Annotated in this window: 21 protein-coding genes and 1 tRNA gene; 9 read left to right on the top strand and 13 right to left on the bottom strand. The window is 40.2% G+C overall.

The window, feature by feature from the left end; all coding sequences use genetic code 11:
• Positions 1-59: 59 nt before the first annotated feature.
• Both CLV98_RS14895 and CLV98_RS14900 read right to left on the bottom strand, forming a co-directional pair.
• On the bottom strand, positions 60-851 hold the full coding sequence (locus CLV98_RS14895) for a PDDEXK nuclease domain-containing protein (protein WP_310588726.1): 792 nt from the start codon (positions 849-851) through the stop codon (positions 60-62).
• Between the two features lie 283 nt (positions 852-1,134).
• The gene (locus tag CLV98_RS14900; RefSeq protein WP_158281271.1) at positions 1,135-1,413 is read right to left on the bottom strand and encodes a DUF421 domain-containing protein; all 279 of its coding nucleotides are present in this window, start codon (positions 1,411-1,413) and stop codon (positions 1,135-1,137) included.
• Positions 1,414-1,434: 21 nt separating this feature from the next.
• On the opposite strand from CLV98_RS14900, the gene CLV98_RS14905 reads away from it, so the two are divergent.
• Both CLV98_RS14905 and CLV98_RS14910 read left to right on the top strand, forming a co-directional pair.
• Positions 1,435-1,956: a hypothetical protein gene (locus CLV98_RS14905; protein ID WP_109675312.1), complete on the top strand. Its 522-nt coding sequence runs from the start codon at positions 1,435-1,437 to the stop codon at positions 1,954-1,956.
• A 452-nt stretch (positions 1,957-2,408) separates the two neighbouring features.
• Complete coding sequence (locus CLV98_RS14910) at positions 2,409-2,831, top strand: PH domain-containing protein (RefSeq protein WP_109675314.1); 423 nt, start codon at positions 2,409-2,411, stop codon at positions 2,829-2,831.
• A gap of 196 nt (positions 2,832-3,027) precedes the next feature.
• Here CLV98_RS14910 and CLV98_RS14915 read toward each other — a convergent pair whose 3' ends face one another.
• The 4 genes from CLV98_RS14915 to CLV98_RS14930 form a co-directional block, all read right to left on the bottom strand.
• Complete coding sequence (locus tag CLV98_RS14915) at positions 3,028-3,189, bottom strand: transposase domain-containing protein (protein ID WP_109675316.1); 162 nt, start codon at positions 3,187-3,189, stop codon at positions 3,028-3,030.
• Positions 3,190-3,208: 19 nt separating this feature from the next.
• The gene (gene tnpA, locus CLV98_RS24315) at positions 3,209-3,418 is read right to left on the bottom strand and encodes an IS66 family insertion sequence element accessory protein TnpA (RefSeq protein WP_109675317.1); all 210 of its coding nucleotides are present in this window, start codon (positions 3,416-3,418) and stop codon (positions 3,209-3,211) included.
• 113 nt (positions 3,419-3,531) lie between these two features.
• Positions 3,532-4,059 carry a DUF421 domain-containing protein gene (locus CLV98_RS14925; protein ID WP_109675319.1) on the bottom strand — a complete coding sequence of 176 codons (528 nt, stop codon included), beginning with the start codon at positions 4,057-4,059 and terminating at the stop codon, positions 3,532-3,534.
• A 72-nt stretch (positions 4,060-4,131) separates the two neighbouring features.
• Positions 4,132-4,473 (bottom strand): four-helix bundle copper-binding protein, encoded by a 342-nt coding sequence (locus CLV98_RS14930; protein WP_109675321.1) that lies wholly within the window; start codon positions 4,471-4,473, stop codon positions 4,132-4,134.
• Positions 4,474-4,777: 304 nt separating this feature from the next.
• On the opposite strand from CLV98_RS14930, the gene CLV98_RS14935 reads away from it, so the two are divergent.
• Together CLV98_RS14935 and CLV98_RS14940 are read left to right on the top strand one after the other, a co-directional pair.
• Complete coding sequence (locus tag CLV98_RS14935; protein ID WP_109675323.1) at positions 4,778-5,350, top strand: DUF2975 domain-containing protein; 573 nt, start codon at positions 4,778-4,780, stop codon at positions 5,348-5,350.
• A gap of 2 nt (positions 5,351-5,352) precedes the next feature.
• Positions 5,353-5,559: a helix-turn-helix domain-containing protein gene (locus CLV98_RS14940; RefSeq protein WP_109675326.1), complete on the top strand. Its 207-nt coding sequence runs from the start codon at positions 5,353-5,355 to the stop codon at positions 5,557-5,559.
• A 319-nt stretch (positions 5,560-5,878) separates the two neighbouring features.
• Here the strand turns inward: CLV98_RS14940 and CLV98_RS14945 are convergent, their stop codons facing one another.
• The 3 genes from CLV98_RS14945 to CLV98_RS14955 form a co-directional block, all read right to left on the bottom strand.
• Positions 5,879-7,870: a T9SS type A sorting domain-containing protein gene (locus CLV98_RS14945; RefSeq protein WP_109675328.1), complete on the bottom strand. Its 1,992-nt coding sequence runs from the start codon at positions 7,868-7,870 to the stop codon at positions 5,879-5,881.
• A gap of 1,381 nt (positions 7,871-9,251) precedes the next feature.
• Positions 9,252-11,618, bottom strand: coding sequence for a T9SS type A sorting domain-containing protein (locus CLV98_RS14950; RefSeq protein ID WP_109675330.1), 2,367 nt, complete (start codon positions 11,616-11,618; stop codon positions 9,252-9,254).
• Between the two features lie 507 nt (positions 11,619-12,125).
• Positions 12,126-12,767 carry a response regulator transcription factor gene (locus CLV98_RS14955; RefSeq protein WP_109675332.1) on the bottom strand — a complete coding sequence of 214 codons (642 nt, stop codon included), beginning with the start codon at positions 12,765-12,767 and terminating at the stop codon, positions 12,126-12,128.
• A 234-nt stretch (positions 12,768-13,001) separates the two neighbouring features.
• Here CLV98_RS14955 and CLV98_RS14960 point away from each other — a divergent pair, with 234 nt between their 5' ends.
• Positions 13,002-13,679: a response regulator transcription factor gene (locus CLV98_RS14960; protein WP_109675334.1), complete on the top strand. Its 678-nt coding sequence runs from the start codon at positions 13,002-13,004 to the stop codon at positions 13,677-13,679.
• Between the two features lie 34 nt (positions 13,680-13,713).
• Here CLV98_RS14960 and CLV98_RS14965 read toward each other — a convergent pair whose 3' ends face one another.
• The 3 genes from CLV98_RS14965 to CLV98_RS14975 all read right to left on the bottom strand — a co-directional run bounded on the left by CLV98_RS14965 (position 13,714) and on the right by CLV98_RS14975 (position 17,348).
• The gene (locus tag CLV98_RS14965) at positions 13,714-15,786 is read right to left on the bottom strand and encodes a sensor histidine kinase (RefSeq protein WP_109675336.1); all 2,073 of its coding nucleotides are present in this window, start codon (positions 15,784-15,786) and stop codon (positions 13,714-13,716) included.
• A 271-nt stretch (positions 15,787-16,057) separates the two neighbouring features.
• A complete protein-coding gene (locus CLV98_RS14970) occupies positions 16,058-16,534 on the bottom strand; it encodes an SRPBCC family protein (protein WP_109675338.1) in 477 nt (158 codons plus the stop codon).
• 729 nt (positions 16,535-17,263) lie between these two features.
• A tRNA-Ser gene (locus tag CLV98_RS14975) sits at positions 17,264-17,348 on the bottom strand.
• Between the two features lie 181 nt (positions 17,349-17,529).
• On the opposite strand from CLV98_RS14975, the gene purL reads away from it, so the two are divergent.
• Positions 17,530-19,800 carry a phosphoribosylformylglycinamidine synthase subunit PurL gene (gene purL / locus CLV98_RS14980; RefSeq protein ID WP_374755193.1) on the top strand — a complete coding sequence of 757 codons (2,271 nt, stop codon included), beginning with the start codon at positions 17,530-17,532 and terminating at the stop codon, positions 19,798-19,800.
• 35 nt (positions 19,801-19,835) lie between these two features.
• Here the strand turns inward: purL and tilS are convergent, their stop codons facing one another.
• The gene (gene tilS, locus CLV98_RS14985) at positions 19,836-21,215 is read right to left on the bottom strand and encodes a tRNA lysidine(34) synthetase TilS (protein ID WP_109675340.1); all 1,380 of its coding nucleotides are present in this window, start codon (positions 21,213-21,215) and stop codon (positions 19,836-19,838) included.
• A 158-nt stretch (positions 21,216-21,373) separates the two neighbouring features.
• Between tilS and CLV98_RS14990 the strand changes: the two genes are divergently transcribed.
• From CLV98_RS14990 to CLV98_RS15000, 3 genes are all read left to right on the top strand, one after another.
• A complete protein-coding gene (locus CLV98_RS14990) occupies positions 21,374-22,939 on the top strand; it encodes an OstA-like protein (RefSeq protein WP_229203388.1) in 1,566 nt (521 codons plus the stop codon).
• Between the two features lie 146 nt (positions 22,940-23,085).
• The gene (locus tag CLV98_RS14995; protein WP_109675344.1) at positions 23,086-23,694 is read left to right on the top strand and encodes a T9SS type A sorting domain-containing protein; all 609 of its coding nucleotides are present in this window, start codon (positions 23,086-23,088) and stop codon (positions 23,692-23,694) included.
• A 73-nt stretch (positions 23,695-23,767) separates the two neighbouring features.
• Positions 23,768-24,709, top strand: coding sequence for an outer membrane protein assembly factor BamD (locus CLV98_RS15000; RefSeq protein ID WP_109675346.1), 942 nt, complete (start codon positions 23,768-23,770; stop codon positions 24,707-24,709).
• The last annotated feature ends 49 nt before the right edge of the window (positions 24,710-24,758 follow it).

A 24,758-nucleotide genomic window follows, 5' to 3' on the forward strand; every position in this document is an offset into this window, starting at 1 on the left:
TGTAAAATTGTCAGACCATTGGAGTCTACGCTCCAAAACTATTTATAGAGGGGTCAGTATCACCAGAAGGGGGTCAGTATAGAACAGAATATGCAGTATGCGAAATCGGTTCCCATTTCAACGATAAACCGTTGTAATTCTACAATAATACTGGCTTCTAAATCCTTTTCGGAATACGTCTCTGATAGGCCCAAAAAATCCAAAACGTAAGGATCTCTAAACACCAAGTCTGGACTTAGTTGATGTTCGGACCTCAGTAGGTCTAAATCGTTGGTGATCGTTTGTTCGGGCTTTTTGCTAATGGCAGTTCGCTCATACAACATGGAGTTTATTCTTTCTCTAAAAGTTCGCACACTCCAGTTTTCATGTATGCAAATTTGAATGTAAAATGCCCTTTTAAGTGGGTCTGTAATTGGAATTAGGGCAAGAATATGTGTCCATGATAATTGTCGTATCAGCGATACGACAATTTGCTCGTCTGGAAAAACAGTTGCAAATTGAACCATTCTTCGCAAATTCTTTTCAGAAAATGACCCCCCAAATTCTGCCATTAATTGTTTAGATATCGACGATATGACATATTTGCCATACTCTGCACGCTTAACTTGCAAAACTTCCTGGTTGATTCTCTGTCCTATCTGCCAATATAATAAGCTCATGGAAGCATTCACTGCTAACGCGACGTTCTGTCGACTTTGTGCAATTAGCCGCCTTACTTCCGTCGTTATATGCTGTATATTTGAGCTTTCTGGTTTCATGGTCGTTATAAGCAATCTTGACTGCTTCGTCAGAATAAAGAAAATCGAAATCAATGAATGGCAAAATTGCCAAGCGCTATTCACCTCTTTCATTTATCTACGCGGGGTATGAATGGCTTGATGATACGATTCGCACCACGATTCAATCCTTCAATTTCGTCAATTTCGACTTCAAATAAAAGGATATCCATGAGAATGCCGGATGGAATTGAACCAAGAAGCTTGAATGGCTCCCATCGCTTCACAGGCTCTTGGATGAGTTAGTTGGACCATTTCACTAAATTAGTCTTCCCTTGTTCTTCTAGACGCTCAAAAGTAGCTCTCTTATTAAGTTTTAGGCCCGACTTCAGCGAAAAATAAAGCATGCGCTTAAACTTTATTCGTCTACCTTCCGGACGTTGGACAATGGAGAATCGGGATTAGACAAACTCCCCTCTTGCACGACGGTAAACTTGCCGTTGGACTCCATTACGACTGCCTTCACCTTGGCTATAGAACTTACTCCTTGGCTCCTTAGCACCGAACGTATTTCATTTTCGGTGACCCTTTCCTTTTTTAGGGCTTCTTGCAGAAACTCCCCTTGGTATAATACCAAGGTAGGCTCAGAGCTGATAAGCCTAGAAAACTTTTTGGAACGTACCGAGGCAGTGGCCAATAGGTACTGAAGGGAAATTAAATGTTACAGCTTGAATATAATGCAAAAAAAGGCGACAAAACTACTTTATTAAAGACTGCGGGATTTGAGCTGATCATGAATGCGTACGTAGACTTTAATCCGGTAAACGGGGCATCAAGATTATTGACCCGATGGGAGGTAGTATCACCAAATTGCATTAGATATTCGCACAACAATGGCAATCTGGCCACTAAGAAACCTTCTACGGCAGGTGAATTCATAAATAAGGCAGTCTCCTTTGAAAAGATTGAAAACCTAATAACCCAACATAAACAAAGAATCACCGAATGTAACGCAGATAAAAAATCACATGAACAATTTATCAATAAATCGTACCCAAAAGAAGGCCAGTTAAAAGAACTAAACAATATACTTAGGGAGGTTGAGCAGTGCATAGAAAAATCGATGAAAACAGATAAACCATCGAACCTGGCCAAAAAGGAATCTGAAAAGACAGACAAAAAGGAAGAGCAAACGCCAAAAGGAATAAAACGACGTTTGAGATTATTTCCATGCAGCTAGAAAAATGAGGTTGTTTCTGTTTATAGAAACAGCCTCATTGTTTTTAAGTACTGGTAAACACGTATAGTGTTTAGCGTAATTAGTATGTGCGATGCGAATATTTTCATTACTCTATATAGAAGAATTAACGATTGCAGCGGCTTTAAAAAGAAATTACATAAAGGATCTGTCAATATTTAGGCATCTGTCTGATTGCTCACAACGAGCACATCATCCGGGAACTCCATGTTCTTAACTGCTTGAATCCTTGGGCATAGTAGTAGCAAAACCACCGAAGTTTAACCCACGTATTGTCTGTAAATAATAAAGTTGTAAAGAGTCCGCTTGATTATTTAGATAATTTCGATATTTTCAAGAAAAAATAGGTATTGACATTAACGATATATACGACATTGCTTTTATTGTGGGTGTTTATACTAATGTTGCCAGTAATTTGAGAAAAACCGAATAGAATGAAAATTTATAAAGCAAATAGAAAAGGATTTATCAATTATTTATTAATTGGTTCTTTGATTTTACCGATTATTGTATTCTATCTTGAAAAAAGCACTTTTACGGAAAAACCATTTATATTATTGCCATTATTGAGTCCATTGATATTAATATTTTGGATATATTTTGATACATATTATAAAATTGAAAATAACAAACTGATTTATCGCTCTGGATTTTTAAGAGGAAAAATTGAAATACTGAACATAAAAGAAATTCTGAAAGGAGAAACAAAGTGGAGCGGAATTAAACCCGCATTGGCTAGAAATGGACTTATTATAAAGTTCAATAAATATGATGAAGTTTATGTCGCACCTGAAAATAACGACGAGCTGATTTCGGACTTAATAAAGCTAAATTCTGAAATAAAAATAACAGAATAAAAACCTAAATTAATAAAAACTACTGGCAACAATGGCTATATGTAATTGCTTTTTTCGTGCTCCTTTTGAAAATCCTCGCGGATTTTCAATTTGGTCGTACTTGGAAAATTATTGCTAAATTTACGCAACTACACATAGCCGAGACCGTTACCACACATTTGAGAAAAACTGTAAGCAGTCGACCATCCCCCTATTGCTACTTAATTAATAGGGTTTGGGATGTTTTCCACCTATGCGGAAGCAGGTCGGAGAACTTACCATCGTAATGGTTATCGTTGAGTTTGCGTAGTACGTCCAGTAGCCAATCGTTTGGATTCTCGTTGTGTTTTTTGCAGGTAGCAAACAAGGAATAGATCATGGCCGCATTTTGGGCTGTTTCATGTGTACCAGCGAATAGGTACGGTGCGACGTTTCGCTTTTTCCGGCCTAAGGCTACAGGCCTGATGGCATTTCCGAATCCAATATCTAAATATTGCGTATTTGACCGATTGCTGCTCCCAAAATGCCTTGACGCCTAAGTTGCTATCCTTCCACTGCCCGTACAGCTGCCGGTAGTAATGCTCGTTTTTTATTTGTATATTTTCCATGCTACAAAGCTCCAAAGAAAAGCGTTGGGTGGAAAGATGGGGATGGGTGGTTGCTTACGATTCTCTGTCCTATCGGCCAATATAATAAGCGCATGGAAGCATGCGCTTAAACTTTATTCGTCTACCTTGCGGACGTTGGACAATGGAGAATCGGGATTAGACAAACTCCCCTCTTGCACGACGGTAAACTTGCCGTTGGACTCCATTACGACTGCCTTCACCTTGGCTATAGAACTTACTCCTTGGCTCCTTAGCACCGAACGTATTTCATTTTCGGTGACCCTTTCCTTTTTTAGGGCTTCTTGCAGAAACTCCCCTTGGTATAATACCAAGGTAGGCTCAGAGCTGATAAGCCTAGAAAACTTTTTGGAACGTACCGAGGCAGTGGCCAATAGGTACTGAAGGGAAATTAACAGGGCCAGAGCGAAGGTACCATCTGCCAAGGCTACATCCTTACTCAGCAATACCGTAGCCAAGGTAGAGCCCAGGGCTACCGTGACAATGAAGTCGAACTCCTTCATCTGTGACAAGGTTCTTTTTCCCGAAATCCTTAACATCAGCACCAACGAGAAATAGGCAAGTATACAGATTATAAAGGTTCGAATCAGGCTCTCCCAACTAGTAAAAAAAATATTTTCCATAGTGATTGTCTGTTCATACCACTCCGGGGTTCTGCAAGGGCATCATACCCGGAGTAGGTTCAAAATTTATTGCTAAGCTGCAGTGGCAACTTCTTCACAGACCAACGCACAGCGGCGGCAGGCCTCGGCACATTCACGGATACCCATTTCGCCATTCTTCTCACATTCGGTGGCGCAAGCCAAACAGACATCCACACATATCCGACATAAATGGGCACTAAAAGTACTTCCTAAACTCAACAGCTCCACTACGCTGCGGCATAAAGCCGCACATGCCATGTCGAGACGGATACAAGGAACCAATTTGGCCACATTCTCCTCTTGCAAACAGGCTGTAGCACACTGGGTGCAAGTCACCGCACATTCAGCACAAGCGTCAATTACTTTTTGAAAATCTTGATTTGTATGTTTCATAAGACGTTTTACGTATTTTACGGGAAATATCCAGTATCCCTAAAAAGTCGATCCAGCATAGTATCATAGGCATTTTCACTGGATTTGGGGAAGGTCCTGCACAGGTAACGAAAACACCTGGAATATTATCATAACTATAAAACGCTGCAAAGCAAATCCTTCTTTTAAGATAAATTACCATTTAATAGGTTCGGATTCTTGTGCCTAAAGAATAAACTTCAATAAAAATATATCGTTTATCAATATTTATTTATTGCAATTCAACTACTATTACTATCTTTGAATAAACTTTAAACGGAATACTATGAAAAAGGTCAATACGCTTGAATTTTCTGTTTTACTATGCAAATCATTGTATATCCTTATTGCCCTTATGGCGATCGGTGCAACGGTCATTTTTATACATCTACAGATGGATCCACTGTATTATACACGATGGAATGTCAGCTTTCTCACTCAAAAGGGCATATTATCCTATAGCTTTTTTGAAAGCTGGCATACGGATCACACAAAGGCAAATAGCCTGATAGCACTCGATAAGATCAAGGTAACATCGCTGTATTTCAATTATTTACAAATCATCGGAATACTAACCCTTATATTCCTTACGGTAAAAGAGTTTCTAAAAGTCATTGAATCCGTTAAGTTAATAGAGACCTTTCACCAGAGAAATATTTTATCGTTCCAAAAAATGTGCAAATACCTCTTTGTCATTTTTATTTTATCAAGTATCACCATTGTGAATGCTCAGGAAGCCAACTTGTATAGCTATTCATTACGGTTTACGCCCATCATTCTATCACTGGCCGCTTTAATTATGGCCGAAATATTTAAGCAAGGGAATCAATTGTTGGAAGAGAATCAATTAACCATTTAAAAATGCCCATTATAATCAACCTGGATGTTATGTTGGCCAAGAGAAAAATGTCTGTAACTGAATTATCAGAACGGATAGGCATAACTATGGCCAATATCTCTATCCTAAAAAACAGCAAAGGCAAGGCGATTAGATTTTCGACACTGGAATCTATATGTAAAGAACTCGATTGTCAGCCAGGAGATCTATTAGAGTACCAGGCTATTTGATTGATCTATTTGGTTCACAAACACAAAAAAGCGTATATCCAGCCCTTTGAATAGAAGTACTGCACTTTACATCCATTGGGTCAATGTTTTAATTTAATGGGAGAATTTCTCTCTTTTCTGTAATTCGGCTGCTTTTAGTTTCCAAGAAATTCTAGGCGTCACCAATACCTGTGCATGCAAACTGAACCATGACCGAGTGAAAAGCTTTGTGGCTCTTGGGCCTTAAGCGGAGTGACCAACTTCTAAATCACAATACAATGATCCCCCTTCAAAAGCTTGTTTCTTTCGAAGGGGGAAGGTATATAAAGGCAGGGGATGATTATCGTCCCACCACCAATTTATGTGTGCTGAGTGTTCCGTCGGTTAGTGTGATCTTTATAACATACATTCCGGATGTCAAATTGGTCACATTAATTCCGTCGGATGAAACAGGGGAAGTTAATTTGTAAACTTCTGCACCTTGTGTATTCATAATCGACAATGCTGCTACTTTATCGGATGCCAACGTTTGTCCATCTGCATCTTTTAGAAAAATAAAGTCTGAAGCTGGATTTGGGTGAAGTATTAATTTTAATCCTTTCTGATCAAAAGAAATATTTTGGATCCGGCTATAGGAATAAGTATCGTCATGGTCGACCATTTTGAGGCGGTAATAAAAAGTAGTCATCGATGAGATGTTTGAATCGACAAACTGATAGTTCCCAGTTGAATTACTGGATACCATGGAAATTGAGCTCCATTTTTCTGCATCAGTACTTTTCTCTATTATATAATGTGAAAAGTTCACTTCCTCAGCTGAATTCCATTGTAGAACAGCGTTTTTATTCTCAAGTGACGCATCAAAACTCATCAAACGAACGGGCAATGGATTCTGAACCCATTTAACCAAAATGGAACGGAAAGGGCGTGCCAAATTCTCCTCACCTACGTGCAAAAATTCCTGAGATTGCGGGGAAGCATTACATGGTTTATACACTTTAAGATTGCTTACATTACAATAGAAAGGATCATCATAGACTGCCTTAATAGTAAACTCGCCAATTACTGATGAGGATAAAGTTAGTGTTGCTACTGCTGCTGTAATTGTAAGATTTGAACCTGAAAGTGTTCCGCCCGTTACAGACTGAACAGCAATACCCGCAGGTATAATAAGTTTTACAACTTTTGTTTGGCCTGTTTGTACGGACGACCATGAAAACGGAATGTCAACTTGGATGGTACCAGTATTAACGACATCCTCACCAGTTTCGTCACTGGGGAAATTCATACTGAATGTTGGTTCAACAGGTGAAGGAATTGTAGGCACTGCCGATTTTGCCTTGGCTGCCCAGCTACTGCTAGAAAAATTTGTTGTGACTGAGTAATATTGTGTATCCCATATCCCCCACTGTATATCACCTTTGATCTCGAACGTTTTTCCTTCAGCTTGACTGATCAACCATAAAATCCTTGCAATTTTTAAATTATCCTTACTCGCATTAAAGCCATCTCGATCAATATCATAATTGGTCGTTGAGTGAATCGAAAATTGATATTCTCCGGGATATTCCCAATAACCTGGAGTTGGAGCATCTTTCAATTGGTCTATACAAAATGCAGTTTCAACCCGCACGAAATTCTTGTTTTCATCAAAATAGGCCATACAAGCAGGTAGAAAGTTAGGGTAACTTGTACTCCCATCAGGATTCAAGGGGCCCTCCTGATCGTCCACAAGTACATAGGAATTAGCAGATATGAAGTCTTTCCATACCAGCCCGCTCCTGCCTTCATTACAAGTTTGTATCAGAATATCTCCTGTTAAAAATCGGATTATATTATTATCAGCAACATTTGGAGTTTGACCGTAAAAAACAAGTGTGGCTGCTCCATCTATGATATATTCATCTCCTACCTTTGAGGCATAATTGGAAGATGTGATTTCATCTACAAGCGTTCCCGATTCATTACTTCCACGGTATATTTTCAAATAAGTTCCAGAATTAAAGCGAAGTTTAAATAATTGAAGTAATACCTTACCATAACTAGATCCATCAAGTGTTGGCCTAATGGTGATCAATCTCCTATTTGCATAGGTGATATTTTTACCTTCAAAATATAAATGTCCAATTGTTTTGCCTCCCTGAGAACCTGATGGTGAACCCGAAGGAACCGTACCTGGGAATAAATACTCCTGAGACGAGGAACCAAATGAACCAATATAATGTCCTCCCGGTAAACTTGGACAGTTTTGCGAATAGGAAATTGTGCTGAAAGAGTATATTATGGCCAAGAAAAGTAAAAATCTATTTTGTGAAGTGTGTATTTTTTTCATGATAGTTTGTAATTTAAAATTGTTTAAAAAAGATAGTGTGTACCGTTTAGCTACCAAGCGAAAGACAAAGCATTATAACTCGTACCTTTGGATTTGGATGGAAATAACATGAACTCGGTCAAAAGATGTAGATTTTATCATAGCAGAATTATTGTGTTTGATTTATGTGATTTAATTAGTACTAATCATCACCATCTACTATTCAGTATAAAGTGATATTATTAAAATATAATTAGGACTACAGACGTTTATCAGTAAAAAATTCAACGATTAGAATGGGGATTGGTCCAGCTATAATAAGCACAAGCGCCCCTGTCAGTAGGAAAGAATCACCTGGTACTGGCATCTTAAAAACCCTGGTGTCAGAAAAATTTATTAATCATGTCTCATGTGTGACAAAGTACTTTTAAGATACAAACCATGATTGATATTAAGTTTTTCGTAGAGTATGGCTATTATCGTGCTAGTGTTGAAGGGCTTACAACCGTTTTTACAGCAATCCCACAAGTACCAGTGCCAAGCGCAAATAAACGGTAATTTTCATTTCGACGTTGCCTTAGAACAAATCGTTAATAAGACTATTGAAATCAGATGCTAGAGAATCTCTTTCTCTGCCTCGGAGAAAGGGTATTGCATATAGCTCGACATTTGCACTTATAAATGTTAACCCTAGAGAGTGAACATCCAAATTCGAGCTTTTTTTCTCAACCAAGCTAAAACCATGTCATGGACAGTACTTTAGTTTATTATTCAGTAGATACCTAATTCCAAATCTTGGAAAGGGTTTACGACCTCTTTGGAAAATGTTCAGCATAATCTGCTAATTAAAGAAATGTAAAACGATCCACAGGCTTGTCATGTCATCAATTAATTAGTTCCTAGCGGGTGGCTTTCAGTAGTACAAATCTTGCAAAATCAAGTAGTTATAAAAATACCATTTCAATGGTATATTAAGATTACACTATACCTTTTACAGGGTATTCGAGGTATTTTTTCCACTCTTTAAGAGAATTATATTCTATTAAAACAATTAATAATATTGGGCAGAATCCTATAAAGGCAAAGCATGAAGTAAAATCCGTTCTTAAAAGGACCCTCATATATAATTGATGCCTACAAAATGTTAAATTCTTACAAATAACCACCGATGGTTACGACCAAATTCATATTGAGTAGGCGATTTTTGGTAAAAGTTTTTAGTTCCAATACAGAAATATTTCAAAATATTAAACGTATTTTACCATATCAATAGGCGTATGACACTGGGGTGTCGATCCGCATTATATTCCCCCCCCTTCATGATCATAGAATTAGTACAAAAAACGCCCCTTCAAAAGCATATTTCTTCGGAAGGGGCAAGGTATTAACAAGTCAAAAATGATTATTTCTCTATCAACAATTTATGGGTGCTCAATGATCCGTCAGCAAGGGTGATTTTTATAATATACATACCTATAGCTAAACCAGTCATATTAATCCCGTGGGATGAAACAGAGGATGTAATTTTGTAAACTTCCTCACCTTTTGTATTCATAATAGACAATTCTACTACTTTATCGGATGACAACGTTTGTCCATCTGCATCTTTTAGAAATATATAGTCTGAAGCTGGATTCGGGTGAAGTATTAATTTTATCTCTTTGTCCTCAAATTTCACACTTTGAATACGGCTGTACGCGAAAGTCGCATCTTGGTCTATCATTTTTAGGCGGTACAAATTTTCACCACTTACAGGAGAAGTATGCGTAAAGCTGTAGGTAGTCAGATCCCTATTTTCTCCTAGTGCTAGTACACTTCCAATTGGGCTCCATACCTTCGCATTTAGGCTATGCTGTATCTCAAATTTTTCACTATTAGTTTCTTCTGTTGTTTCCCAACTCAAAAGAATAGCATTGCCCTCAACATTAATAGCATAGAAACTCATAAGGTTTACTGGCAAAGCCCCAGACCAGTCGATTTTATATGTTGCAGGGGTAGGGTCGGCCTTAGCTGCGAGATCCACATATGCGTATTCAAAAATAACTTCTACATATCCTGATCCTGTTAGAACCAACGTAAGTTTAGATGGATCGTAGTTATTGATTACGAATGGCGTACTGGCCGATGTTGCTACAGGAATTTCTGCCCCGTCATAATATAATGTTCCATTTGAAGGGGGTGAGGTTATATTCACTGTTTTCCCAGCCAATGTCCCTCCTGGGTTGGCATAATCCTCAGGATCGCTGCCAGTGAGTGGCCCAGGGCTATCTGTCAGTCCTGATGAATTTAAAACAAGAGTCTGACCAACAGTCGGTTTATTGATAGTATAACTCTGATCAAAGCTTTCTGGAAGTCTCTCTATAGCAAAGTTAATGTTACTAACATTAGCATTAGAAACTAAAAATGGGGAACTAGTACCAAAGGTTATATTTGTATTTCCAGAGTTAGGAGTTCCATTAAAATCCCCGGTATGGACATAACCACTAGGTAAAACAGAGGAAGGGGCTGGACTACCCTGTACACCCTCTGCTGTGCTTATAACTACACTATAAGTCCCTTCCCAAACCGAGGAGAAACTATAGGTACCAGTAGTAGCCACCAACTGCGACTCAACTACATTCCCATTATCATCTACCAAACTTGCATAAATATTATTGGGAATCACATTGGCGGAACCTGTACTGTTATTTACATTACCGGCATTGGGGTCGTTAAATACATTCCCTTCAACTATAACAGCGGCCTGAAGAGTCGTAGAAATTAAAAATGCATCTCCAGAAACTGTCTCAGCAGACTCATCTCCTGCCCAAAGAGGGTCCAATGGGGCAGAGGCTGGGCTTTTGTTTCCACCATCGCCCCTTAAATATACCTTTAAGGTAATGGATACTATATTGGTACCATTTACTTTTACGCTACCAGTAGCAGCATATCTCTTAAAGGTTTCTGAATAATCTGATTCGGTAGAACCCTGTGAAATAGCTCCTATTTTAGATGCATTATTGGTTATTTGAGTGGGTGTAACATTTAAATAATCATTACCATCCAATTTACTTAATGTATATTCAGTGCTTGCCAGATCAAATTCGGTAGAAAAGCCCTGTACGTAGTAATCTGTTTTACGTGAGCTAGAGACGTAATTCATAAAATTTCCTCCTAAACCTACTAATTGTAAGACTGGATTTGAGACTGGGCGATTAAATGAAATGGTTAGGTCGCCATAATAAATTCTAGCATCCAGTGCCTCCAAGTTATTACCTTTCGTAATCGATGAATTGTCATCTATAATTAAGGCATCGCTACTTGTAAATAATCCTACTGCATAATCGGTCGCTACATCTATTCCATCGATACACGTGCCACAAGCTGTAAACATATTATTGAGTGGATTTCCTACGGAATTTATTACAGCATTTCTGGCACGTGATCCAATCTGAAAATTTTCAGTTAGTGAACCTCCACCAAAGGAAATCCCATAATCGTTTGGCAATCCCTCTAATTGCCTCACAGGCATAGAGGGTCCAAATTGCTGGTTAGATAGGGTGTAGGTTACAGTAATATTAGGCATAGCTGCAGAGGCACCGTTATACAATGTTACTACCTGTGGTGTATAAACGGGTCCGTTCGCAGTAGTGAGGCTACCTGCTTTTTGCTTCAACGGAGTTTGGGCATAAGTTGATGCAAAAAAAAGAATCATTAACGCAAACAATATTACTGCTTGTGTGTTTAACAAATGGTGTTTCGACTTAAGTATGTAGTTGAAATGTTTCATTTTTAAATATTTAAAATTTCAATAAAAATTAGTTTAGGCTAAAAGGGCCTGTCATTTTTGTGATGAAAATTATTCTATTACGACTTTTATAGATTATTAACCTCTAATACTTAGTATCTAGATTTGAAAGAGGAATTTGTAGCATTCCTGTTGTGGCTTTTGATCCTTTTCCTCCGGCTAATATGGGTAATTGATTGTGTAGTAATTCTCTATATCGTTTTAATGGATTGGATTGACCCTAGTCATCATCCATTACTCTTTTCACAATAGAGAGGTGTGAATAAATTAAGTGATTGGATTATTATAAAGCATCACTAGTCCTTATTTGGTGTACATTTATACGATTAAAATGATGATAAGATCAAACTTTAATAGGTTTCTGAACGATACGTTAACTTTCAATAGGCTGATCTTACCTCATGCCCAAACATTCAGAAAATACTTGCTTTATAATAGAAAAAATTAGAGAGAGTATGAATGTCGCAGCTTCCTAGTCTTCGCAATATATTACAAGTCAGATCTTGTTTGTGCTAAAGTACTTTTCAAATCTACAACGTTATTAATATTAAGCTTTTGGTAGACCTTTGCCTTTACGGTACTCACCGTGGAAGGACTTAATCCTAGTTTTTTTGCAATTCCGGAGGTTCCCATTCCCTTTGCAAATAAACTAGCAATTTCTTTTTGTCTTTGTGATAGGGTAAACTGCCGAAATGAGCGTTGAGAAGGTTTACTACCGACTAGTATCTCTTCAAGAATCATTGTTAAATCCTTAGCATCCAAGTATAATTTACCATCCATAACCGTTTTCAAGCACTGACTTAAAGAATCTAAATCACTCAATTTCGATAGAAACCCATGGGCACCAGAACGAAAAAATTTGACCCCTTCACCGGCTTTTGTCTCTAAGTCATATACAATAAACCTACTGTCACAGAATACCCTTTTCAATCTTTGCAGAATTTGTATTCCTGGTAGCTCCGGATCGGCACCTATAAAAATCAAATTTGGAGTGGGGAGATTGATTCGTGAACTTATTTCATTCACTGAATTAAAATCATGTAATTGGAAATTCTTTAAACTTTGATTGAGAAGATATCGAATTCCAAATCTTGGGATTGGTCTATGATCGATAATAAAAATGTTTAGCATAGTGTACTAGTTTTGGGATGAAAATTTTACCACAGCATTGTAATATTTCCCTGTTTAGTAATTCTTTAATAGTGTGGCATTTAGACAGTACAAATTTTAGAAAAGACATGGTCTACTAAAATACTTTTCTAGCAGTATTTTGAATATATTTCTACCTTTCTAGAGGTAGTTACAGTTGCTTATTCTGGTATTTAGTTTAATTTCCTGCAAAACCTTTTAATATTGTCCTTCCGAATGAATACTATAATAGCCACTCATCAAGTGAAAACAGCCTTTAAAAACTGGACCGCATTAGTACTGGACGACCACAGAATGTTTGCTTCTATATTCGCAATGATTCTAGAAAGAACCGGGTTGTTTTTATCTGTAAGATATTATGATAAGGAACAAGAACTAAGAGATTTTATTCAGGAGAATTCCATAAGCAAGGTGGTACTCTTTCTGGATTATTTTATACCAGATACCAACACCTTATTTCTAATGTCCGACCTGCGCAGATTCTGCCCTAAGATTCGCATCGTCATCGTAAGCAGCTTTACAAACGCATCCTTGATTCAAAAAATCAAACTAAACCAGGTAGAAGGAATTATCAGTAAAACGGATGGAATGGAACATATTTTTCCATGTTTGAAAGCATTTGCTGACAACCAAATATACCTTTCTCCTAGGATACAGGAAATGCTCCATGAACAAACTTCAGGAAAACAGCACTTGGACTTTACAGCGAGGGAGTTAGAAATACTGAGCCTATTCGCTAAAAGCCAGAACGTTGAACAAATTGCAAGGCTACTTCATATCAGCAAAAACACCGTCCTTACCCACCGTAGAAATCTGCTTTCGAAATCCGAATTTCACTCCATGACTGAATTGATCGCCTATACCCTGCGTACCGGTTTGATATCTAATGATTAAAGTAAAAAATCGAATATCCTACATTACGGCATACTTACCTCATAGAATCCGTTGTGGCGTGCTGCAACGGAATATTAATAACAATTGAAACACCCTTTTGGTTAGGCGAAAAAATATGAAAGGTTCCTTTTAATTTTTGAGTCCTTTCTCTGATAGATTTAAGACCGAATGTTTTAAAGCCTTCATCAAGCGCTAATTTCTTATCCACAAATCCTTTGCCGTTGTCCGTAACCTCAAGTATAAGATTCCCATTGTCTAGATATAGCAGAATTTCTACTTCCGATGCCGAGGAGTGTTTGATTATATTGGTGATGGATTCTTTTAGAATTAATAAGATAGCCGTCTTCACTTCGGTTAGAAGCTGCGTGTTTTCAATGACTGCATTCAAATGCACTTTCATTTGCGCTGCAACTGTTAAAAGATTAACCTGCTCCTCTAACTTATTAATAAACTGCTTGTTGCCGCTACTTAAAAATAGTTGATGGGATTTGGCCCGTACGCTTTCATAACTAGCTTCCATCATGTCCGAAATACTTCTTAAATCTCTGCTTGTTTTCTTTTCATCGGTCAATTGATCGGCTAACATTCTTAAATAAATTACGCATGAAGCGATGGAGGCAGCAATATCATCGTGCAAATTCTGAGCCAATCTTTTCCTTTCATTTTCCTCTGCTTCTTCTATCAGAACAATTTGACCCTGAGTAAGCTCATCTAACTGGCTGATCAGCCTTTGAGCGTTTAGCCGACTCGCTCTATATCGGAACATGATCGCCACTAAGGCGCATATAATGATAAGAATTAAAAACCCAGCCACAATTAGGTTTTGCCTATGGCTTGCCTCCAGAAGCAGTATTTGTTTCTCTTTTTGCTTTACTTTATAAAATTGTTCCATTTCAAGTGCCTTGCCTCTTAAGTCCAATAGCGCTTTTTTCTTAACATAGGCAAGTAAATGTTCGTGATACGCCATGGCTTTGCGAAGATCTCCCTGCTGCTTCTCAAACTTATATAGCTCTTCCAATACCTCTACCCTCACCGGGTCTGACAGCTTAGAAAAGTCTAGCGTTTTCAGTAAAGATCTTCCAGCTTGCGTATCGCCCATTTTTAAAAGACTCAGCGCCTTATAAGCCACACCATCAGCGGCAGACCCCAGCCTAAACAGATCGGGGTATATTTGAAAAGCAGAATCAATATGACTGATGGCTTTATAAAAGTTTTTTTGGTTGTATTCAATCCCTGCCAGAACCACATGTGACTCCGCTTCAACGGCCCCATTAAACTGCCTATCTGCTAATTTTATTAAATGATACATGCGGTACACACTGTCGGCCCATTGCTTTTGACCCGTTTTTCTATATTTTGATAAAAAGGCTAATTGTTTGCATAATTGAAGATAAACACGCTGCCCTACAACCCAACTGTTAGTCTCTGGCATATCTTTAATAGCTAAAAATGCACTGTCATAATGAGCTAAGGCCTGATCGGACAAGTCTAACACCCCAACAATGTATGCCATAGAGCTATAAGATATTGAAATACTTGTCAGTAAATTCCTCTCTCGGGATATTTCCATGGATTTGACAATTGAGTAGTAGGCATCAATTTGCCGGTCAAGTTCGACTAGAAAATGTGTTTTATACAAGTAGATATTAGGTAGATAATATTTTGAGGTAATGACGTTGGTAGGAAATTCCTTGATAAACAAATCACAATATTTTATACCAATAATATAATGATTCTTTAATATATTTAACGAATTATGGTCAACTTTGCTCCTGTTCCTTTTATAATACATGGAATAGTATAAATAATTGCAAACGGCATGCAGGAATTCATACAGCTCTTTCTCATTTTCTATTTCATGATATTTCCCAGCAAAGTTGTAGCATAGCTTATCCGTTTCGGCATACATCGCTGGAGACCAATCAGAATATTTAAAAGCATTGATTAGAATTTTGTCGACTTCCATAAAGCTCAATTGGTCTTTATCCACTGGCTTTAGGCTATCTGGCAAATTCTTAAATAAGCTATCGCTTATTTGGGCATATCCTGGAGCACCGAACAAAACAAAAATCAGCAGTATATAGAGGTAATGGGGGTAGCTTTTCATTGAAAATAGTTAACCTTAGCAGGGGTTATCAACCCTAATTTTTTGGAAACTCACGTAATATATCGCCAATCACACGGGTATAGCAGTGGATCTGACCACGATAAAGGTACTCAAGCATCAGGCTGAACAATTGTTAATAGGTCTACTTGGCCATAGTCAGCATTCCTGATGGCAAATGTCGACGGAATTTGTTTTAACGGCTCCCATCTGAAGAAATTTATCTATTAACCTCAAAGGCCATAATGAATTTAAAGCTTGTTTAGATAAACTTTTACTGAACCAGTATTTTCTCCCAGTTGTCTGTTTCCGCAAACTCCTTAACGACTCTATTTCGGTCTATTAATAAGCGAGTCATGTAGCTGAGCAAGAATAGCTTGTCAGCTAACCTACCCAAGATTCCGAGAGGAGCTTCATAATAAAAATAATCGATCATTAAGGTCCCTCCATTCAAGTCCGTAAAATGATGCTCGTGTCTGAAACATTTAAAAGCTCCCTTGACCATTTCATCAACAAATACATTTGGTCGTTCAAATTCCGTAATTTTTGAAGTCAGCAGTTGATATACACCAAAGTGTTTTGCTCTCCAAGTAACCGATTCACCCATTCCAATTAACCCGCTAGTTTTACCAGCAATTGCCGTTTCGTGGGTATGTTTAGTAGAAATTTTATGTAAGTCAATGCTCCTAGATAAGTCGAATACAATGTCCTTACTGGCTTTGATTTCCGTACGCAATTCGATTCTTGGCATATAGAGATTTAGAGTATGTAAGTGACCATTTTAGAATATGACATCCTGCAGGATTACGATTGGACCAAATTCCGATGGGCTTTTTATAATTCAGTCGATAAGTCCTTGAATATTTTTTCTTGAGTTCAAGCTTCTATACTTCAGTATCATAATCTTTAGAAAACCACATCCAAAACTTATCCTATTTCAATTACTTATAAAATAGAGAATACCCCATTGAAATAATTATGATTAAAAATAGAATAATCACTATTTTCTTTAGGTCATGTCAAATATTTTACAATACAACCAATTACGGCATACGTTGTTTCGAATTCGTATTAGTTTATTGATATCCCTACAATGATATCGAAATTTTTATGAAAATCAAGTGGACTCTGGGTTGTTTTGTTACCGATAATCCAAACAACAGTTTAGATCTCGATCCCTTTAAGGTACGGCATGCACCTGTATGATTTACGCTAAAGATGTCAGGAAATAAATGACTTTAAGGAGCCATGCTGCTACGCCTGGTCATAGTCTTTTCATGAATTCCATGTGCCCTTAGTTTGACATGAGCTTTCTGTTCATCCCATTAGCCCCTGCGATCGTCAAGGAATCTGAAGACCCTAATAAATCCGTTCCATTTCACTATCTGATAAAGAGTCCATTGAATCCAGACCAGAGTATCAAAACAATTCCAAAAAGACATAAAAAAAACCCGCTCCAAAAAATTGAAGCGGGTTTCTGCAGAGAGAGAGGGATTCGAACCCCCGGACCTGTTACAGTCAACGGTTTTCAAGACCGTCGCAATCGACCACTCTGCCATCTCTCTTTAAGTCGAACCGTCAAGCTTTTTGCTTAACGTGGGGCAAAGGTAGATATTTTCTTTTTAATTGCAATAGTTTTACAGAAATTTTATTTCAATATCGTTACTCTTATTCTAAAAGCTTAATTTTGCGGCAAGATACGGGCGTCATACAAAATCACGCCTTAGAAACATTCCCAGTTAAACCATCAAAATAGTGTCAAATACCGAAATACAGGATGGCAACGCCCTCCCTACCGTCGAAACGGCCCGCAAATTAGGCGTTCTTCCCGAAGAATTTGATAAAATTAAGGACATCCTTGGCCGCACTCCGAACTTCACTGAGCTCAGTATCTTCTCGGTAATGTGGTCGGAACACTGTTCTTACAAGAATTCTATCGTTTGGCTCAAAACCTTACCCAAGGAAAGCGACCGTATGCTAGCCAAAGCGGGTGAGGAAAACGCCGGATTGGTAGACATCGGTGATGGACTGGCCTGCAGCTTTAAAATAGAATCGCATAACCACCCTTCGGCATTGGAGCCTTACCAAGGAGCGGCTACGGGAGTAGGCGGCATCAACCGCGATATTTTCACGATGGGTGCACGTCCTATCGCTCAGCTTAACTCCCTACGTTTTGGCAACCCTGAGCTGGCCAAAACAAAATGGCTGGTAAAAGGTGTCGTAAAAGGAATCGGCGACTATGGTAACGCCTTCGGGATCCCTACGGTGGGTGGCGAGCTATTCTTCGACGAATCTTATAATACCAACCCCCTTGTCAATGCATTTTCGGCTGGTATTGTAGAAATAGGCAAAGTAGCCAAAGCCACCTCTTATGGAGTAGGAAACCCCGTTTATATCGTAGGATCTGCTACGGGGAAAGATGGTATTCACGGTGCCACCTTCGCTTCAGAAGATATTACCGACAAATCGAACGAGAAGCTTCCTGCCGTGCAGGTGGGTGACCCTTTTATGGAGAAACTACTCCTAGAAGCTACTTTGGAGATTATCGCTACTGGCGATGTGATCGGTATTCAAGACATGGGTGCGGCAGGAATTATCTGCTCCACTTCCGAAATGAGCGCCAAAGATGGCTTCGGGATGATGATCGACCTCGACAAGGTCCCTACCCGCCAAGCCAATATGCATGGCTGGGAGATCCTTTTGTCGGAGTCGCAAGAACGGATGTTGGTAGTCGTAGAAAAAGGCAAGGAAGAGAATATCCAGGCCATCTTCGATAAATGGGACCTTCACTGTATGCAAATCGGCGAAGTAACCGACAGCAAGCGTCTACATTTTTACCAACATGGTGAACTGATTGCCGACGTGCCCGCACACGACCTGGTACTAGGCGGAGGAGCTCCTCAATACCACCGGGCCTATACCGAGCCAGCTTACTTCGAAGAATTCAAAAAATTCGATACAAATGCAGTAAAAGATGTAGATGCGGCCGAGATCGTTACGGTAGCCGAACACCTGCTTTCGCACCCCAATATCTGTTCACGCCAATGGGTGTCGCAACAATACGACTCTATGGTAGGTACCGCCACACGCACCACTAACGCCCCTTCCGACGCGGCAGTAGTGCGGATTCGCGATGTGAAGCGCCCTAACTACAACAAATCTATCGCCATGACGGTAGACTGTAATAGCCGCTACGTGAATGCCGACCCATTTGTTGGCACTCAAATTGCCGTATCGGAAGCTGCCAGAAACCTGGTATGCTCTGGAGCGGAACCCCTCGCCGTTACCAACAACCTTAATTTCGGAAACCCTTACGTGCCTGAGGTATACTGGCAGTTTGTGGAAGCCGTAAAAGGAATGAGCAAGGCCTGCCTGAAATTCAACACCCCCGTAACAGGTGGTAACGTGAGTTTCTACAACCAAAGCTCCGACGACGGACCAGTATTCCCAACGCCTACCATCGGGATGATAGGACTTATAGAAGATCCAGAGCGCCAAACCACCCTGGCTTTCCAGGAATCGGGCGACTTGATCTATCTAGTAGGGGCTCCCAAAGACGATATCGCTTCTTCCGAATATCTATATAGCTTTAGAGAAGTAAAGAAATCGCCTGCACCTGCCTTCGACTTAGAGGAAGAGCACAGCCTCCAAGAAAGCCTTAAGGCCATTATCAGCAGCAAAATGGCGAGCTCTATTCACGATGTATCCGATGGAGGTTTATTTGTGGCGGTAGCCGAAGCGGCACTCCCCAACAACCTAGGCTTCCAGATCGCCACCGACTCCAACTTCCGCAAGGACGCCTATCTGTTTGGCGAAGCGCAAAGTCGTGCGGTGGTAAGTATCAAGCCTGCCATGCAAGGTGCCTTCCAAAAACTATTGGGCGAAGCGCTCAAGACCCCACATGCCCTAATAGGCCAAGTTACCAACGGGGGCTTCGTAGTAGATGGACAAACCATTATAGCATCTGAAAAGGCACAAGAACTCTATAACGGCTCATTAGGGAAACTATTCTCATAAAAATCCCTTAGAGCATAACAAAAAATGCCCTAGACTTAGTCCTGGGCATTTTTTTGTGCCTTCCATATTCCTACCACCATCCGTTCCACTGGGTCGCCGAGGCCTTCGGCGAAGCCTTCGGCGAGGCGGTATTTTTCACTCGCCCGCAGCCCCACCACCCAGATAATCTCCCCATCCGCATTGACGAGGACCCTCACTTTATCCTTTTCAAAGACATTCATCTTGGAGTCGATCAATAGGTCACTTACCTTTTTGGATCGTCCTTTCATCCCAAAAGGACGGAGGCGGTCGCCTTGAACCCAGCGCCTTAGCTCCAAAGGAAATTTTAGACCTTCGGGATTCAGGAAAACCATGGCCGGGTCGGCCTGAAGATTTATTTCGGAGCTGCGTATACGTTCATCGAGCAGGAGCTGCCCACCCCCTACCCTCAGCTGAGCGGGTAAGTCCCAAATGTATTGAGAACCGATTTCTTCGGGTTCCTTGAGTTGTTTAATGATATATTGGCCTCTGTCGACCAGCAGACAATGGGTATTCGAATAGAACCTTTTGCCCGAATGATGCCTCCCCGCCTCGAGGATAGAAGGAATTTGCCGGTCGTTGAAATCAAAGTCACTAAGCAGAAAGAAAAGCCTATAAGCCACCTCCTGTTCGGACCAAAGGCGCTCGAGGTCTATATACCAGGCGTTGTCCCGAAGGCGTAACACCTCCTGCTTCCATTGGCCCAGAAAATGCGAAAGAAGCCGATCCGCTGCCCTAAACCGTTCTGATGAGCTCCTGAACCCCTCCTCTAATGACGGATTGAGTCCTTTTAAAACAGGGACTACCCGATGACGTATCAGGTTGCGATCGTAGTCCAAAGAAGCATTGGACTGATCCTCCACCCAACTGATGTTTTGAGCTTGGGCATAGTCGAGAATCTGATCTCTAGAGGCAAACAAAAGAGGACGTATCACCCTTTCCGCTTGTACCGGCACGCCTTTTAAACCCGCAATGCCCGTGCCTCGCACCAGATTCAGGAGGCTAGTCTCCAAAGAATCGTTGAGATGATGCGCCGTAGCAATCCAGTGAAATTGTTGGGTTTCCCTTAGGAACTCGAACCACTGGTAGCGTAATTCGCGCGCCGCCATCTGGGTCGACAGTCCATTTTCTTTGGCAAAGGCCTTGGTTTGAAAATGCGTGACTTCACAAGGAAAACCGTAGGCAAGGGCTTTCTCTCGTACGAAGCCCTCGTCGTTAAGTGACGCTTCTCCTCGTAGGCCAAAATTACAATGAGCCACAACAACCGGCAAGCCTGCTCTCGAGAACAGATCGAGCATCACCATGGAATCCACCCCACCACTTACGGCCAATAAAGTAGGGCGTTGGTGGAGCGCTGGATTAAAATGGTTAATAAAAGTTAAAAAAGAATCCAACATACCTCATTCATTCGTATTTGATGTAATTTTGAGCTCAAATTAGACTAGGAACACCCTATCCCATCGCTATGGCTCACCAACCAACAGCCAAAGTTAAGGGAACAGCCCATAAATAAATGCAAAATAATCATATAAAAACTTGCCACATTTTTAAACTTTTGAGCGTCCAGTTAATCAAAGGCTCATGGGTGGCAGCTATTGGCTTGATATGCGTCCTGATGGGGCAAAGGGCTCAGGCCCAAACGAGAGAGGGTGCCGGTACCACCAACACCGACCTGATCGAGATTCTCAAGTCTGACGAGCTGGAGATCATCAACGAAAACGACACCGAAATACGGAAGGTTACCAACGGCACCTTCCGACATAAAGGGGCAGTTATGTTTAGTAACCTAGCAGTTCAGAACAGAACGACTAATGTAATAGAGGCCTTTGGCAATGTAAAGATCGTACAGGGCGACACGATCACCATAACCGGAGACACCCTGTACTACTATGGCAACACGAGACTGGCCATCGTTAGCGGCCGCAAGGTTGTCATGAAAGATCAGAAAAGAACTTTGACTACCAAAAAACTGGAATACGATATGGCAGGAGGAATTGCATATTATAAAGTACCCGGCAAGACGGTCGATGAGGGAGATGTCCTTACCAGTAAGGAAGGCTTCTACAATACACGCAGCAAAGAGTTCACCTACTATAAAAATGTTGTATTAGTCAACCAAAAATATACCCTTACTACGGACACCCTTTTCTACAATTCCATTACCAAATGGAGCGACTTTAGGGGACCTAGTAAGATTGTAAACAAAGATGGCACGGTATTGGCCACCAGAGGTAGGTATAACACGGAATCGAGCCAATCAGAGTTTGTAACCCGAACCACCGTCGACAATGAGACTTACACCCTCACTGCCGATTCTATTGCCGTCGATGGCAAGAGTAATAATGGGGTAGGAAAGGGCAATGTGGTCATTGTGGCCAAAAAAGACAATACCATACTAAACGGAGACGAGGGCTTTTACAACAAAGCTCAGGGCCTTTCCAAAATGTATGGCCATGCATTCATACGCAACGTTATCGCCGACGATACCCTCTATATCCGCGCCGACACCCTGTACTCTTACGAAAATACAGTGGATAGTACCCGCCAATTGATAGGGAATAAAAATGTATTTATATATAAGTCCGACTTCCAGGGACAGTGTGACTCGATCTATTATAATACAGCAGACTCGATCATTAAATTCTACAAGAAACCCATATTATGGAGCAATGCCACCTCTCAGATGGAAGCCGACACCATCACCACATTTTTGGTCAATAACCAGGTACATCGCATGCTCCTGACGGGACATTCTTTTGTGATCACTGAGGATACGCTCGTGAAGCAACACAACCAAGTTAAGGGCCGGACCATTAATGCCTACTTTGCCGAAAAAAATACCTTGAAACAGGTCTTAGTAGACGGAAATGGCGAAAGTGCCTACTATGCAGTAGACGACAAACAGAAGATGATTGGGCTTAACAGGGTAGAATGTGGAAAAATGAACCTACTTTTTGTGGATAATAAAGTACATAAGATATCCTTTATTGGGAAGCCAGATGGCCGACTCATTCCCCCACAAAAAATTATCACTACCGAAAGGCAGTTGGATGGATTTAGTTGGAGAATTACCGAAAGACCTACTAAAGCCAAGACAACCTGGCAAGTAGTGTTACAATAAGTACTGGCACGATTATTTTGTTTGAAAATAAAAACAACCTTTTACACAATAAGTTTTGATTTTACAATAAGTTCTATATATTTTTGTATACATGAGGCCGATTGCGAATTAATTTGCAAAATCGCCTCCCCGGATAAACAGCTACTATGAAAAGAAATATACTATACACTTTAATGTTTATTGCCATCATGGGACCCTTTGCCTTAGCGCAAAGTACCCAGAGTGGCAGTAGGCTTAACATGGGCACCAACAAAAAGGCGGTCATAGAGCGGGTACGTTTCAATAATGGCCCCAAAGCGATGGACTACAAACCCTTATCCCTTCAGAAACCCAAGACTTTAAATAGCTTCTATCGTTCCCTGTTTTTCAGCAGTGACGATTCGGAGCGCGGCGGAGTAATGGTTTCGGAGATTTCGGAAAGCAATGTAGAAAGAAAGAGCGCCCCTATCGAGATGAACACCAATGGTGAAGAGCAACTGTTTTCCAATGAGCTCATCACAGTTTCCAATGTATACCCCAATCCGGCCAGCGAGTACGCAGAGCTCGATTTCACGATCCAACCCAATGTACGCGAGGCTAAGGTTATTTTTTATAGCATATTGGGCTCACAAATGCAGGAATACAATCTTAAAAAATCGGACCGAAAAATCAGGATTAATACGAGAGAAATGCCTACCGGGCTATATTTTTATCAATTATCCCTAGATGGCAAAAAAGTAGCCACAAAAAAAATGCTGGTTAGGCACCAACAATAATCCCCCAACAAACACTTTTTTGAACCCTAAATCGTTAGGGATGAAGTAGCTTTTTTATTACCTTTGCGTTTATATGCGAAAAAATGTCTTGGCAAGTATCAGCTTGCTTCTATTGTCCGTTTTTATTTTTAGTTCCTGCGGTAAGTTCTCTAAACTCCAAAAGACAGGCACAGACCAGCAAAAATATGATGCTGCCATGACCTATTATAAAAAAGGGGACTTCTATAAAGCGGGAATTTTATTTGAGGAATTAATTCCCATCCTAAAGGGTAGTACGGAGTCGGAACTGTCACAGTTTTATTATGCCTATACGCAGTATCAGCAAGGCCTGTATAATACCAGTCAATTTTTATTTAAGAAATTCTACGACACTTACGCAAGGAGTGATTTTGCCCAGGAAGCTTATTACATGCATGCCTACTCTTTGTATAAAGACTCAGCACCCTTCAATCTGGACCAGACGAGTACTTTTACGGCAATCTCGGCTCTTCAAGACTTTATTAACACCTATCCCGACAGTCCTTTCCGCGAAGAATGTACGCGATTTATATTGGAGCTAAGGGATAAGCTAGAGCTAAAAGCCTATGAGAAGGCGAAGTTGTATCACAAAATCAGTGATTTTAATATGTCCTCGCTGAAGTCGGCGGTTATATCCATAGAGAATTTTAAGAAAGACTTCCCCGACTCCCCATACAATGAAGAACTAGCCTTTTTGAAGGTAGATGCGCAATATGGCCTCGCCTCCAACAGTCTTAATTACACATTGGAGCAGCTTTTAACCCAAAAAGAAAGATACCAGGACGTCATCAAGTTCTACCAACAAATGATAGACAAATATCCGGAAGGTAAATATGGCAAGGATGCTGAGAAAATGTATGCGAGCAGCCAGACGGAGTTGGCCAATATTATTAAGATAGAAGAGAAGAACAGGAAACTGAAGGAAGACAAGGTGGACCCTGGCAAGAAGCCTACCAAACTTACGGCACCTACCACTGCCAAGAGCGATACCCAATAGGATCCTGATAAGATCCCCAATTTTTACTAAAGCAATAATTAACACAAGC

The sequence above is a fragment of the Dyadobacter jejuensis genome (assembly GCF_003149085.1).
GTDB classification, from domain to species: Bacteria; Bacteroidota; Bacteroidia; order Cytophagales; family Spirosomataceae; genus Dyadobacter; species Dyadobacter jejuensis.